Source organism: Rhodococcus sp. BP-261 (assembly GCF_019835205.1).
Classification (GTDB): Bacteria; Actinomycetota; Actinomycetes; order Mycobacteriales; family Mycobacteriaceae; genus Rhodococcoides; species Rhodococcoides kyotonensis_B.
Genome location: NZ_JABUCO010000007.1, coordinates 1 through 13642, shown reverse-complemented (window position 1 = coordinate 13642; position 13642 = coordinate 1). Strand labels below are relative to the sequence as shown.

Below are 13642 nucleotides of genomic sequence, written 5' to 3'. Positions count from 1 at the left end.
CCCACGGCATCGATGGACCGCGGCAACCGTCTATCGGCTGCCACGGTCCATCGATGCGATCGGGTTGGGGAAACTACCGCGGCGCCATGCGGATCGCGCCGTCCATGCGGATGGTCTCGCCGTTGAGGTAGTCGTGCTCGGCGATCATCTGCACCAGCTGCGCGTATTCGGCGGGCTGAGCGAGGCGCGACGGGAACGGCACGCTTGCTTCGAGGCCCTTACGGTACTCCTCGGTGACGCCGGCGAGCATCGGGGTGTCGACGATGCCGGGTGCGATCGTGTTGACGCGGATGCCGACCTGCGCGAGGTCACGCGCCGCGGTGATCGTCATCGCGTGCACGCCACCCTTCGAGGCGGTGTAGGCGATCTGACCGATCTGACCCTCGAACGCCGCGACGGAGGCGGTGTTGACGACGACGCCGCGCTGGCCCGAGTCGTCGACCGTCGGCAGCGACTGCATGCGGTTCGCGGCCAGGCGCATGACGTTGAACGTGCCCAGCAGGTTGATGGTGATGACCGTGCGGAAGAGCTCGAGGTCGTGCGGGCCCTTCTTCGACAGGATGCGGCCGGCCCAGCCGACACCTGCGCAGTTGACGACGATGCGCAGCGGGACGCCTGCGCCGGTGATCGTGTCGAGGGCTGCCTCGACCTCTTCTTCGCTGGTGACGTCGGCGGGGATCAGCGTGACCCCGTCCGGAACGTTGTCACCTGCGCGTTCGATGGACTGCGCCAGATCGAGGCCGAACACGGTGGCACCCGCCCCCGCGAGTCGTGCGGCCGTCGCGGCACCGAGGCCCGACGCGCCTCCTGTGACCAGAGCTGCTGTTCCCGAAATCTCCACTGACGAATCCCCTTCGCTGGTCGTGCCCGGTAATGCTCTCGCCCTGCACCATAACTGGGACGTCCAAGCATTGGTGCGGCGCCCGGCACATCCCGAATCGGTCCAGCTGCGAGTCACACCGGCTACGGGATGCGGGACGACCCGTCGTGCGCGTACTCGACGCGGTAGGTCGACTCCGGCGAATCGACGAGCATCGTCGCGAGCACCGGTCGACCGGGCGGGAGCAGCCGAATGGTGGCCGAGCCGCTCTCGAGGTCGTCGAGGTACCGGGCGGCCGACGTCACGATGGTCGCGCGCACCTCGTCGGGCAGGTCCCCGTCGGCATGGTCGTCGAGAAGCACGACGCCGACGCCGCGTCGCCGCGCGGCACGCACCGAATCCTGCAGGACGGGGTCGACGAGACGACGCGCACGCAGCGAATCACGCAGATCCGCTTCGAGGACGACGCACGCCATCGCCTCCTCGGAGTCGAGATCCGGCCCGGTGACGGCACGTTCGAGCAGGGGGCGTGCCAGCGCATCGAGGCGTTCCAGCTGGGCGTCGCGTTCGTCGAGGACGGCAGCGGCAGCGGCCTGAGCGGCGATGCGCTCGGTCGACTGCCTCCGCAGCTCGAAGATGGAGCGTCCGAGCGGTCTGATGGTGAACGCGAAGAACGTCGCCATCAGTAGCGGGGCAGCGTTGATCAAGCTGTAGGACAACCCGTAGTGCGCGCCCTGACCGGTCTCCACGGCCCACAGCACGGTGATGCCCACCGACATCAGAAGACCGAGCCATGCCAGCGGTGTCCGGCCGCGCACGCACATGAACGTGTACATCACGACCGACATGCCCAGCGGCCAGGTCTGAAGCGCACTGGTCAGCGGCACGGGGACGGCAGCGAAGACCAGCGCGCAGGTGATCGGGCCGACGGCCGTCAACGCCACGGCGGGCAGTCGGGGTAGCGGGTCGCCCGGAGTCATGACGACGCCCAGCGCGCCGGCCGCGGTGACACACGCGGCCACCAGGACCGGCCAGACCGGGTCGACGCCGTCGAGCGTCGACAAGGCGCACGTGACAGCGGCGAGTGTGTAGAAGCCGACGAACCAGTACGCGGCGCGCGACCGGATGCCGATGAGGTCACGGATGTCCTCGCCGTCGTGCTCGTTCATTGCGGCGTCCATGACAGCTGAACGGTCGTGCCGGCGCCGGGAGCCGATTCGAGCCGTGAGGAACCACCGGCCAGGCTCTTCATTCGACCGTGGATGCTGACGGCGATGCCGAGGCGGTGCGGCGGCACGTGCGCCGGATCGAATCCGGAACCGTCGTCGCGTATCACGACGTCGAGGAGTCCGTCGTTGACGCGGATGGCGACCGCGCGGGTGGCGTCGTCGCCGCCGTGTCGGACGCTGTTCCGGACGGCCTCCGACACGGCCGCGCCGAGCGTGCGCACGGCGTCGGCCGAGAAGCGTCCGCTGTCGGCCGCCCCGACGGTGACGGTGACGGTGATGTGTTCGTCGACAGTCGTTGCGGCAGAACGTAGATGGGCGACGGTTTCGCTCGCGTCGAATTCGGTGACGACCGCGTGTGCGCGTAGCGAATCCAATTGCGCGAGAGTGCGTTTCGCTTGCTGAACGACCCCGTCGGTGCGTCCTTGCCTGGCGACCGCGAGCAGGGTGGACAACACGCCGTCGTGAATCAGAGCGTCGAAGCGCTCGCGTTCGACCGCTCGTGCGCTGACGGCTGCCGTCGCGGATACCTGCCGGTGGGTGGCGTCGATGGTCGCGTCGAGAATGCGGGCCGTCCTGAAAGCACCGATGGTTGCGGCGAGGAACACCGAGCACAGGACGAGTGCGAAGACCAATTCCGCGAACAACGGCGCATCGACGAGAGTCGATCGAAGTGCGTACTGACCGATCTGGACCGACGACACGGCCGCTGCCAGATAGGCGAACGCGAGCCGGCCAGGAAACGCGCACCCGGCTGCGAGTCCTGCGACACCGGGGAAGGTCGCCAGCGGCATACCGTTCATGTCCGGGGTGCCGTTCCATGCGAACCACCACGTCAGTGCCGCTGCCAGGTACGTGACAGATGCTGTGGCAGCCGCGATTCGAACCCACTTCGCGTCCGGGGCGACCGACGCGGCGGCCATGGCCAGCCCGGTGCCGAAGACGGCGACGGTGCTGGTGGGTGTCCACCACGACGCGGTGAACGATGCTGTACGAACGATTTCCGGAAACAGCATCACGAGGTAGATCAGATAGCCGGCTGCGATGAAGCGGGCGAACGTGCGAAGCAGTCGATCCGACGACGAATGCTCACCCGTGCCGTCACGGTCGGTCGTCATGCATCCCCGTCCCTCGTCTCGGCGGACGAGTGTACGGCGGTGACTACTTGTCGTTCAACACGTTCTGCTGTTCGAACGACACCTCGTCGCGGTTCTTTCGGCGACGGGTGGCGGCGATCGCGATCCACGCGATGACCGAGACCACGAACACGACGGCTGCACCGATCGCCGGAGCCGCGGTCTCCGGCATGACGCCGTCGAAGAACAGGGAGACACCGAAGACGAGGAACAGAACCGCCGCACCGATGCGAATGAAGTTCTCGGGCAAGTGTTTACCGAGGACGGCTCCGACGACGATGGCCAGCGCATCGGCGGCGACCATGCCGACCGTCGAGCCGATCCAGACGCCGAACCAGTTGTTGTCGGCGGCCAGGGTGACCGTCGCCAGCATCGTCTTGTCGCCGAGCTCGGCGAGGAGGAATGCGGATGCGATCGCGATGAATGCCGAGCGTCCGACCTTCGACGCCTTCTCGCCTTCCTCGTCGGACAGCGAATCGCCTCGCAGCGTCCACAATCCGAAGATCACGAACGCGATGCCCGCGACGATCGAGACGATGTGGGTGGGGATCGACAGGCCGAGGAAGTGGCCGACGGCGACCGAGACCAGGTGGGTGACGGCGGTAGCAGCCGTGATTCCGCCGATGACGACGTACCACTTGTAGCGCAACGCGAACGTCATGGCCATCAACTGGGACTTGTCGCCGAGCTCGGCGACGAAGATGACAGCGAAGCTGAGGAACAGGGCGGACAGCACGGGGTGAGACTCCTTCGGTCGTCTTCTCTGACCGAAGGTCTCGCCCACCGCCTGTCTCGAGACGGTTCACTGTGCCGGGCTGCGCATCGATCCGCGCTGCCAGTATGTCGACACAGCAATTGGGGGCTACTCCCCTTCGCTGCGGTCCAGATTAGGAGGGGGTTCGTGAAAAGTCCAACGGCACAATAAGTTTGGGATCCCGAACTTACGCGTTCGGGCCCAGGTCACGACGCCAGGAGCATGGCCAAAACAGCGGTGTCGGGATCGCTGATCGGGTCGAGGCCGACCCTGCTGACCATCGACGTGACGGTACCGTCGGATTCCGCTTCGACCCAGGCAGCACGGTGTTCGAGGCCCAGATGCGGCAAGCCCGGCAACAGAACGCATCCCGACGCGGCCCCGGCGCATTCGGGGAGGCTCGGAGTGGTCTCGGACGGCGGATGCAGCATCAGAAGGGCCGCCGGCTGATGGTCCGCGAAGCGACCGGGTGTGACAGCCGTCTCACCGATGACGGTGCCCTCGGACACGACGAGTCCGACGGTTCCGGGCGCCGGGTCGTCGGGAAGCTCTTCTCGAACGCCGAACACGGTGGACGTGACGAGCAGACCCGGCATGGACGCGACGCGCACGGCCAACGCGAGGAACTGTGCCCACTCCTTCGTCGTGTCGGGCCAGCGGCCCGAGACGACGAAGCCCTGCAGGATGCCTGCGGCATGGAAGGGGGAGATGCCGATGAGATCACGGTCGTTCATGTCGCACTCCTCGCGCGGGATCAGCCCAGAAAAATCCGGTACGCCACGTTGGGTACGACCAACTGTGGCCCGAAACCGTTCTGGCACACAAGATGGTGTGAGTGCTAACGGTTTTTCGGGCCTACCCCCGAACGCATCGATGGGCCGTGGCAACCGTCTGTCGGCTGCCACGGCCCATCGATGCGAAAAGGCTTACGGAAGAACGCTTACGGGAAGATCAGGCCCGGGGTCTTCGACGTCGCTGCCTCGAAGCGAGCCTGGACGTCGGCCCAGTTGACGACGTTCCAGAATGCCTTGACATAGTCGGCCTTGACGTTCTTGTACTGCAAGTAGAAGGCGTGCTCCCACATGTCGACCTGCAGCAGCGGGATGATGCCCAGCGGCACGTTGGCCTGCTGATCGTAGAGCTGGAAGGTGAGCAGCTTCTTGCCGAGCGAGTCCCATCCGAGAACTGCCCAGCCCGAGCCCTGCAGGCCGTTGGCTGCGGCGGTGAACTGTGCGCGGAACTTGTCGAACGAACCGAACTGATCGTCGATCGCAGCGCCGAGTTCGCCGGTCGGCTTGTCGCCACCGTTCGGGGAGAGGTTCTTCCACCAAATGGAGTGGTTGACGTGTCCGCCGAGGTGGAACGCGAGGTTCTTCTCGAGCAGGAAGATGGCGCCGTGGTCCTCGTTGTCGCGTGCAGCGGCAAGCTTCTCGAGGGCGGTGTTGGCGCCGGCAACGTAGGTTGCGTGGTGCTTGGAGTGGTGCAGTTCGTTGATCTCGCCCGAGATGTGGGGCTCGAGGGCGGAGTAGTCGAAGTCAAGGTCGGGCAGGGTGTACTCGGACACGTGTTTCCCTTCTCTTTCGGCGCGACGCAAAACTGCAGGCGTACGCCTTCTGTTGATCATTCGTCAGGTTCAACCCAATATCATTCCTACCCCTAGTGCAACACCTGTAACCGAGACGCATTTCTCGGAATAAAAACGCGCCCACGCGACGCACGGCTCGGCGCTCGTCTCGGCACCCGGGAAGGTCACGGCAAGATCACAGCCCGGCGTCAGGATTCGTCCGGTAAGTGAACAGGAACCTAGTATTGCCCGCGTGGGTCCGGTGGGAAGGTCGAGCGAGCGTGCCGACGCGCGACCCTCGGTCGTCGCCCCCAGGGTCGAACTCGCGGGCGCTGACCTGCTTCGGACCATCGCGGTCTTCGCGGTCCTCTATTCGCACATCTCGTTCTATCTGATCGACGACCGCGGCGAAGGCTGGTGGGTCATCGACGTCGTCTACGCGACGCTCGTGCAGGAGACCGGTCTCAACCAACACCTGTCGTTCGTCGGCGTCGCGATCTTCATGCTGCTGACGGGCTTGCTCGTCACGCGCTCGGCGATGCGGCAGTCGCGTCGGGACTTCGCCGTCAGCAGGCTCGCGCGGCTGCTCCCCGCGCTGTGGGTGAGCGTCGCCGCGGCGATCGTGTTGGTTCGGCTCGGGATCAACGGCATGTTCAGCGGTCAGAACGGCATCAGCAATTCCGAGGCAGCGCTGAGCTTCGTGCTCGGTGGCTTCTTCCTGAAGCCCGAGGTCGCGGTACTCGGCGTCACGTGGACGCTGACCGTTCAGTTGCTGTTCTACCTCTACTGCTCGGCTGTTCGCGGCGTGCTGCGCCGGTATCCGGTGGTTGTGCCGCTGATGGGCGCGGCCCTGTGCGTCGTCGTGCTGCTCTACAACTTCTACATTCCGCAGCCGTGGTCGGTGCCGATGCTGTCCAAGATCGCCGCGACGCTACCGACGCTGTTCCTCGGGCAGATCATCTACCTCGGGTGGGCGCGGATCATCGGCTGGCGGTGGGTCGTCGTCGCCGTCATCGCGCAGGCCGAGGTGGTGCGCCTCGCGACGGACATCCACGCCTACTGGGCAGGCGACAAGTACATGTGGACGATCGTCGTCGTGACCGGACTGGTTCTGGTCCTGGCCCGGTACGACGGCCGCGTCGCCCAGTGGGAAGTCGTACGCTGGATCGGCACCCGCAGCTACGCGATCTACCTGGTCCATACGCTGATTCTCTACCGAGTCTACGAGAACGTCGTCCCGATCACCGGGCCCACCGGGGCCGTCGTCGCGTTCGTCGCCGTCACCGCAGTGGTGTCCGAAGCCGTCTACCGATGGGTCGAGACGCCCGCCGCCCGCTGGTTGAACGGGCGGCTACGCCGCCCCGTGAGTGGCAATGCATAGAGGGCTATGCATTGCCACTCACGAGTCAGCGAAGCTGCGGCATGACCTCCGACGCCACCAGCTCGAGATGATCCAGGTCGCTCAGGTCCAGCATCTGTAGATACACCCGCGACGCACCGATCTCGCCGTAGCGGCCGATCTTGTCGACCAGCTCGGCAGGCGAACCCGCGGCACCGTTCTCGCGCAGTTCGGGCACCTCACGGCCGATGGCGGCCGCGCGTCGGGCAACGTCCTCCTCGGTCTTTCCGCAGCACAGCACGAGCGCCGTCGAATACGCGAGGGATTCGGGATCACGGCCGGCCGTCGTGCACGCGGCGCGAACGCGGCCGAACTGCGTGTCCGTGTCGTCGAGCGAGGCGAACGGGATGTTGAACTCGTCGGCGTACTTCGCTGCCAACGCAGGCGTGCGCTTCTTGCCGCCACCACCGATCAGGATCGGAGGTCGCGGACTCTGTACCGGCTTGGGCAGCGCGGGCGAATCGGCGACGGGATAGTGCTTGCCGTCGTACGAGAACGTGTCGCCGACGGGCGTCTCCCACAGCCCGGTGATGACGGCGAGCTGCTCTTCCAACCGATCGAATCGCTCACCGAGCGGTGGGAACGGGATGCCGTACGCGGTGTGCTCTTCTTCGAACCATCCGGCGCCGAGACCGAGGTCGACGCGGCCGCCGCTCATCGCGTCGACCTGCGCGACACTGATCGCCAGCGGTCCCGGGTAGCGGAAAGTCGCCGACGTCACCAGCGTCCCCAACCGGATCGCCGAGGTCTCGCGGGCGATGCCGGCGAGCGTGATCCACGCGTCCGTCGGACCGGGCAGTCCTTCGGCGTTCATGGCCAGGAAGTGGTCGGAGCGGAAGAACGCGCCGTAGCCGAGGTCCTCGGCGGTGCGAGCGACGCGCAGAAGGTCGTCGTACGTCGCCCCCTGCTGTGGTTCGGTGAAGATGCGAAGTTCGATACTCGATGAGGCCATGCTTCGAATCCTAGAAGAGAGGCCGCTCGACGCCTGTGGATGAAAACCGTCGGATTCCCCGTTTCTGTGGAATGTCCTGTGGAAACTGTGGATAACGCGGCTGTGGGGTGGCAGGTCACGGCGACTGCGTGACAAGATCGGGGAGTGTCTGCTCCGGATCGCCCTTCCGTGCCCGCCGCCGAACTGCCTCTCGAACTGACCGAACCGGTGGTTCTCCTCGACGTCCGCGAGGACGACGAATGGCAGCAAGGGCATGCGCCCGGCGCAGTGCACATCCCGATGACCGAAGTTCCGTCGCGGATCGGCGAAATCGACATCGATGCCGAGCTGTACGTCGTGTGCAGGCAGGGCGGCCGTTCGCTGCGCGTCGTCGAGTATCTCCAGCAGATCGGATACGACGCGGTCAACGTCGACGACGGCATGGTCGGCTGGCAGGTCGCGGGCCGGCCTCTCGTGCGTGACGACGGCGCCGACGACGCAAAGATCTTCTAGTGTCCGCATTCCAGGTCTGCGCCCGCTGTGCCACACGGTGGCCCGTCGGGACTGCGCCTGCGGTGTGGTGCCCGCGATGCCATGGAGTTCTGCTGTCACCGGTGTCGGCTCAGGCCCCTGCGCAGGGCATTCGCAACTTCAAGTGGGTTGCGCGCACACCGAGAAGCGGGGCCAGGCCGCCGCGTCGCACGGTCCGCCGTCCGAGGACGACACCGCGGTACGACGAGATGCCGCGCTGGGGACTGCTGGACCACCCGGTTTCCCGGCCCGACGACCACGTCTCCCGGCTGGACCGGTGGGCTCGGTCGGCGTCGGGACTGCTCGTTCTGACCGGGGCGCTGCTGCTGCTCGCGTTCGTGGCCGAGCTCGTCCGCTACGGAATTCTGCTGTACAACCGGACGCGTCTGATCGACCGCACGGTACTCGTCACGTCCGACGCTCTCGTTCTGTTCGCCGAGGTCTCGGCAATCGTCATCGGTATCGCGGCTGCTGTCGCGTCGACCTGCTGGCTCGTGAAACGCCGTCGTGACTTCTATGCGCGGGCGGGATCCCGCGATCCACGCAGCGGCCGGACGATTTTTCTCGGGTGCCTGGTTCCGGTTGTGTCGCTGGTTCTGCCGGGCGTCTTTCTCACCGAACTGGTCGACGTCCGAGGCCGTAGCGACCGACATCGGCTGCGAATGCTGGTTCGTCTCTGGTGGGCGAGCTGGACCGTGAACTGGGTCTTGATTCTCGGCGCGGCGCTGTGGCGCACCCGCGATTCCCTGCAAGCACAGGCCGACGGCGTGCTGTTCTCCGCACTGTTGGCCCTCGTCGGCGCAGGCATGGCGTTTTTCACTCTGCGGCTCGTGCGCGACGTCGAGAGTCGCAGCTTGCGTGGTGCGGACAGGCCCGCGCCGACGCGGTGGGTCGTGGACACCTCGCGTAAGACCGAACCCGCGCGCGACGAGGTGACCGCGTCATGACGTCGGGACGCCGTGGACCGTTCGTCGTCGCCCATCGCGGCGCGTCGGCGGAGAAGAAGGAACACACGCTTGCCGCGTACGATCTCGCGCTGCGCGAAGGTGCCGACGGGCTCGAATGCGACGTCAGGTTGACCCGGGACGGGCACATCGTCTGTGTGCACGACCGCCGCGTCGACCGCACCTCCAACGGCACCGGCATCGTAAGCGAACTGTCGTACGACACGCTCAAGACGTTCGACTACGGCGACGACAGCGAGCCGGCGGAACTGTTGACCCTGTCCGACCTGATCGAGCTGGTGCTCAGCTGGACCAGCAAGCCCACCAAGCTGTTCATCGAGACCAAGCATCCTGTGCGATTCGGCAGCCTGATCGAGGCGAAGGTGCTGGCCGAGCTGCATCGTTTCGGTCTCGCGCAACCGGCATCCGCGGATCATTCGCGTGCGGTCATCATGTCGTTCGCGCCGTCCGCCGTCTGGCGAATCCGCCGCTCGGCGCCGTTGCTTCCGACGGTTCTGCTGGGCGACGCGTCGTACTACCTCGGTGGCGGCGCGGCGACGACCGTAGGTGCGACCGCCGTCGGCCCGTCGATTGCCACGTTGCGCGAGCGTCCGAGCATCGTCGATCGGGCGGCCGCGTCGGGACGTGCGACGTACTGCTGGACGGTCGACGAGAAGGACGACGTCGAACTGTGCAGGCAACTCGGTGTGGGGTGGATCGCGACGAACAATCCGGGCCGGACTCGCGAATGGCTGGAGGCGGGAGTGGAGCCTGCGGAATGACCTGGGTGGAGGCATAGCGTGTAAGTTTCGGGCGTGGGTAAGAGCAAAAGAAACAGTGGTCCGAAGCAGGGCACCAACCGAGCCGCGCTGCTGGCGCAGCGTGAGGCCGACCGTCGGAACGCGGCTGCCGCGCCGGTACGCCCGTTCCAAGGTGTCGCTGCCGAGTGCGATCTCGTCGCGCTACGTGAATTCGTGCCGTCGGCTACTGCGCCCGTCGAGGTCGACGGCCGTACGGTGACGATCGCGACGGTTCTTCCCGGTGCGGTCGCGGCGTTGACGCGCGACGAGGATGGTGCGACGAAAGGCTATGCGGCGCTGCAGGTTCAGGCGCATTCGCCGAACGTCGCAGCCGATCTGTCGAGCGCGTTGCGGTGGGCTGCGGGTGCCGAGGCGGGTGAGTCGCTCGAAGCAGCGAATCCCGACGGGAACACGGCGCCGATCGGCGAGGTTCTGGGTTCCGTCGGCGAGCTCGACATCACCGTGCACCAGGACTTCAACTGGTGGATTCCCGAAAGCGCCTCTCCTGCACCCGATGTCGCAGCGACCGTCGAACGCGCCAACCAGGCGATCATGCCGTCGGCACGCTTGGAAGGCGAGGGCCTGGTGGCGGCGTGGTGGGTCGACGCGGGTGACAAGGCGCATCTGAGGTGGGTGCGGCCGGAGAGCGAGGACGATCTGATGCTCGCGCTGGCTCGGCTGCACGCGGCAGGCGATCTGTCGCTGGGTGAGGGGTCTCGCTATGCGGGATCGTTCCGAACGCACGGTCTGCTCGTGCCGGTGTTCGATCTGGATCCCGAGATGCATCCGACCGAATGGGCTACGCCGACAATCGAATTCGGCGCGAAGCTGTCCGAGGCCCTGGCCGACGATGCGCCGCTGACCTCGGAGCAGCGACGCTCACGTGACGGATTGCGTTCTCGTCAGGTCACATTGCGTTAGGCGCTTCGCGCATGTGAGTGGGAATGTACAGCCCGCTGTACATTCCCACTCACGAGCGCCGGAGGCACATCAGATCGCGCCGCCGGCAGCCTTCGGTGCGCCGGTGTCGGAGGGCACGTTGTTGCTGTACTCGCGGGCGACGAACTGCTCGAGATCGAACAGGTTGTGGCCGGCGCGATCTGCGACGTTGAGCAGCGTCTTCATGCTGGCGACCTCTTCGACCTGCTCCTTGAGGAACCACTGCATGAACTGCTCGCCGAGGTAGTCGCCCTCTTCGCGTGCGGTGCTCGCGAGGTTGACGATCTGTTCGGTGACGGTCTCTTCCTGCGCCAGGGCGAGGGCGATCGGCTCGCGTGCGTCGGTGAAGACGGTCTTCGCGGCGTCGACTCCGGTGAGCTCGACGGTGATGTCGCGGTCCAGGAAGTACTGGATGATCATCATCGCGTGGTTGCGCTCTTCGACGGCCTGCGCATAGAAGTGCTTTGCCAGCTGCGGCAGGTCGACGTTCGCGAAATACACGGCGGTCGCAATGTACTGATGCGACGCATTGAATTCGTTGCGAACCTGATCGCGAAGAAGTGCGTGGAATTTCGAGTGGGTCGTTTCCTTGATGTCTGCGCTCATGGCGACGAGAATATGCTGGTCAGAGGGCGTTGTCATCCAAGCTCGGCCTTATTGAGGTCAACGTTCCCTAAATAAGACCCGCCTAATTCTTTACCTCTACCAGCGAAAACAGGTCATACGGTTCCTGCCTGTTTCGGAGCGTTCGTGCCGCGGCTCTTCCGCGTGACGCTTTCGCGCGCCACGTATTGCTCCACGTCGAAGAAGTCGGTACCGGCTCGGTGCACGATCCGTACGAGGCTGCGGATGCTCGCTACCTCCTCGACCTGCTCCTGCAGGAACCAGTGGACGAATTGCTCACCGAGGTAATCCCCGCCTTCACGCGCCGACTGCGCCAATGCGGTGATCTGGTCGGTGACGGTCTCCTCCTGACGCAACGCGAGTTCGACGGCCTCGCCGACCGTGGCGAATTCGGACGCCACGTCGCCGATGGGCGGCACGACGACCGAGACTTTTCTGTCGATGAGGTACCGAACCATCATCAACGCATGGCCACGCTCCTCGGTCGCCTGCGCGTAGAACCGTCGCGCCAGCTGCGGTAGATCGTTGCAGTCGAACCAGACCGCCATGGCGACGTACTGCTGCGACGCCGTGAACTCGTGGCCGATCTGCTCCCGCAGGAGTTCGTGAAAGCCGTTGGAGGACATGGAAGTAACGCTACTCCTACGGCCCCGAAGTGCGAAGCTCCTCCGGAATCTGACGGTCCTGTGCCAGCGCGTCGAAGAACTGCGACGCACGATCGTCGTCCCACAACAGCACGTTTCCGACGTCGGAATCCTCGAATCCGCCGACCGGCACGGTGGTCGTGACGAGGTCACCGCGCATCGCCCACGCGAGACCGGCGAGATTCCAGATGTGGTCACCTTCGGCGACGCTCATCGACGACGCGGTGTCCTTCACGAGCGGCCACAGCCGAAGCGGATTGAGGAAGGTCGACGGGCTCGTCGCCTTCGCCAACAGGGCCGACATGAACTGTCGCTGGTTGTTCATCCGGTCGAGGTCGGCGAGGGCCGTCGCACGCGACCGCACGAAACCGAGCGCCTCCGACCCGGCGAGTTCCTGGCAGCCTGCCGGGAGATCGATGCCGGCGAGCGGGTCGGAGATGGCGTTCTGCAGGCACACGTCCACACCGCCGATGGCGTCGACGATGCCCGCGAACCCGCCGAATCCGATCTCGGCGTAGTGGTCGATGTGGACGCCCGTGGCTTCCTCGACCGTCTGGACCAGCAGCGGCGGGCCACCGAACGCGAACGACGCGTTCAGCTTGTCCTGTCCGTAACCGGGGATCGACACGTAGGAGTCTCGCGGCAGGCTGACCATCGTCGACGGTCCGCCTCCCTCGGGGATGTGGATCATGATGATCGTGTCGGTGCGGCTCGGCCCTACCTCGCCACCCGTCGCAAGCGCCGTTTCCTGCTCGGGCGTGAGCCCGGTGCGACTGTCGGATCCCACGAGCAGCCAGTTGGTGCCGGGAGTGTCGCCGACGCGGCCGCTGTACTCCGGAAGTGCGTCTACGCGCGTCAGGGAGCTGTCGACGTAGTAGACGAGGCCGCCGAGGGCGAGAAGCAGGACGAGGAACGTCACGCCGAACCGTCGACCCCAGTGTCGTTTCCTGCGCGCACGCGGCGGCGACGGCCGTGCCGGAGGTGGCGGTGCTCCGCGACGAGGGGGCTCACGACGGGGTGGTTCACGGCGCGGTGGCTGGCGGCGCGGGGGTTCGTCGACGTACGGCTGCGGGGTCTGCCGTGGCGCGTACTGCACGCCCTGCTGATCGTTACGTGAGTAGCTTCGGGTCGGGTTGGGTCCTCGGGACAACGCATCGGGCTCGGGCGCCTGCGACCAGGCCTGTGGTCCGCTCGGGCCGGGACGCGGCGCCGACGGGCGGCCGTCGCGTCGGATGATCTGGGTGCCCTCCGGGGACGGGCCGTCGGGCCTGCGCGGCGGCGGCATGCGGCCGGGAGGTGGGTTCCTCGGCGGCGGGGGTCGGTAGCCGGG

The 13642-nt window shown here is 66.1% G+C and carries 15 protein-coding genes; 5 read left to right on the top strand and 10 right to left on the bottom strand.

What is annotated here, in order from left to right; all coding sequences use genetic code 11:
- Positions 1–73: 73 nt before the first annotated feature.
- The 6 genes from HQ354_RS10455 to HQ354_RS10430 all read right to left on the bottom strand — a co-directional run bounded on the left by HQ354_RS10455 (position 74) and on the right by HQ354_RS10430 (position 5500).
- Positions 74–841, bottom strand: coding sequence for an SDR family NAD(P)-dependent oxidoreductase (locus HQ354_RS10455; RefSeq protein ID WP_068429885.1), 768 nt, complete (start codon positions 839–841; stop codon positions 74–76).
- A gap of 122 nt (positions 842–963) precedes the next feature.
- Positions 964–1989, bottom strand: a complete 1026-nt coding sequence (locus tag HQ354_RS10450; RefSeq protein WP_240931411.1) for a hypothetical protein — start codon at positions 1987–1989, stop codon at positions 964–966.
- Entirely contained in the window at positions 1986–3164 is a 1179-nt protein-coding gene (locus HQ354_RS10445) for a sensor histidine kinase (RefSeq protein ID WP_222634452.1), read from the bottom strand. Before HQ354_RS10445 ends, HQ354_RS10450 begins: the two co-directional genes overlap by 4 nt.
- Positions 3165–3207: 43 nt before the next feature.
- On the bottom strand, positions 3208–3918 hold the full coding sequence (locus tag HQ354_RS10440) for a TMEM165/GDT1 family protein (RefSeq protein ID WP_222634451.1): 711 nt from the start codon (positions 3916–3918) through the stop codon (positions 3208–3210).
- 224 nt (positions 3919–4142) lie between these two features.
- The gene (locus HQ354_RS10435) at positions 4143–4670 is read right to left on the bottom strand and encodes a peptidase (RefSeq protein ID WP_068429889.1); all 528 of its coding nucleotides are present in this window, start codon (positions 4668–4670) and stop codon (positions 4143–4145) included.
- A gap of 206 nt (positions 4671–4876) precedes the next feature.
- The gene (locus tag HQ354_RS10430) at positions 4877–5500 is read right to left on the bottom strand and encodes a superoxide dismutase (RefSeq protein WP_068429890.1); all 624 of its coding nucleotides are present in this window, start codon (positions 5498–5500) and stop codon (positions 4877–4879) included.
- 262 nt (positions 5501–5762) lie between these two features.
- On the opposite strand from HQ354_RS10430, the gene HQ354_RS10425 reads away from it, so the two are divergent.
- Positions 5763–6881: an acyltransferase family protein gene (locus tag HQ354_RS10425; protein WP_371828819.1), complete on the top strand. Its 1119-nt coding sequence runs from the start codon at positions 5763–5765 to the stop codon at positions 6879–6881.
- Positions 6882–6906: 25 nt separating this feature from the next.
- On the opposite strand, the gene HQ354_RS10420 is transcribed toward HQ354_RS10425, so the two are convergent.
- Positions 6907–7836, bottom strand: coding sequence for an LLM class F420-dependent oxidoreductase (locus HQ354_RS10420; protein ID WP_068430120.1), 930 nt, complete (start codon positions 7834–7836; stop codon positions 6907–6909).
- A 159-nt stretch (positions 7837–7995) separates the two neighbouring features.
- Between HQ354_RS10420 and HQ354_RS10415 the strand changes: the two genes are divergently transcribed.
- The 4 genes from HQ354_RS10415 to HQ354_RS10400 all read left to right on the top strand — a co-directional run bounded on the left by HQ354_RS10415 (position 7996) and on the right by HQ354_RS10400 (position 11026).
- On the top strand, positions 7996–8343 hold the full coding sequence (locus HQ354_RS10415) for a rhodanese-like domain-containing protein (RefSeq protein WP_068429894.1): 348 nt from the start codon (positions 7996–7998) through the stop codon (positions 8341–8343).
- A 101-nt stretch (positions 8344–8444) separates the two neighbouring features.
- Positions 8445–9308, top strand: a complete 864-nt coding sequence (locus HQ354_RS10410) for a DUF4328 domain-containing protein (protein WP_217266277.1) — start codon at positions 8445–8447, stop codon at positions 9306–9308.
- The gene (locus HQ354_RS10405; RefSeq protein ID WP_068429898.1) at positions 9305–10087 is read left to right on the top strand and encodes a glycerophosphodiester phosphodiesterase; all 783 of its coding nucleotides are present in this window, start codon (positions 9305–9307) and stop codon (positions 10085–10087) included. The genes HQ354_RS10410 and HQ354_RS10405 overlap by 4 nt, the downstream gene beginning before the upstream one ends.
- A gap of 33 nt (positions 10088–10120) precedes the next feature.
- On the top strand, positions 10121–11026 hold the full coding sequence (locus HQ354_RS10400) for a DUF5926 family protein (RefSeq protein WP_222634450.1): 906 nt from the start codon (positions 10121–10123) through the stop codon (positions 11024–11026).
- A 69-nt stretch (positions 11027–11095) separates the two neighbouring features.
- Here HQ354_RS10400 and HQ354_RS10395 read toward each other — a convergent pair whose 3' ends face one another.
- The 3 genes from HQ354_RS10395 to HQ354_RS10385 all read right to left on the bottom strand — a co-directional run bounded on the left by HQ354_RS10395 (position 11096) and on the right by HQ354_RS10385 (position 13549).
- Positions 11096–11650, bottom strand: a complete 555-nt coding sequence (locus HQ354_RS10395) for a ferritin (RefSeq protein WP_068429902.1) — start codon at positions 11648–11650, stop codon at positions 11096–11098.
- Between the two features lie 113 nt (positions 11651–11763).
- Positions 11764–12294 carry a ferritin gene (locus HQ354_RS10390; protein ID WP_068429904.1) on the bottom strand — a complete coding sequence of 177 codons (531 nt, stop codon included), beginning with the start codon at positions 12292–12294 and terminating at the stop codon, positions 11764–11766.
- A 16-nt stretch (positions 12295–12310) separates the two neighbouring features.
- Complete coding sequence (locus tag HQ354_RS10385) at positions 12311–13549, bottom strand: LCP family protein (RefSeq protein ID WP_222644076.1); 1239 nt, start codon at positions 13547–13549, stop codon at positions 12311–12313.
- Positions 13550–13642 lie beyond the last annotated feature (93 nt).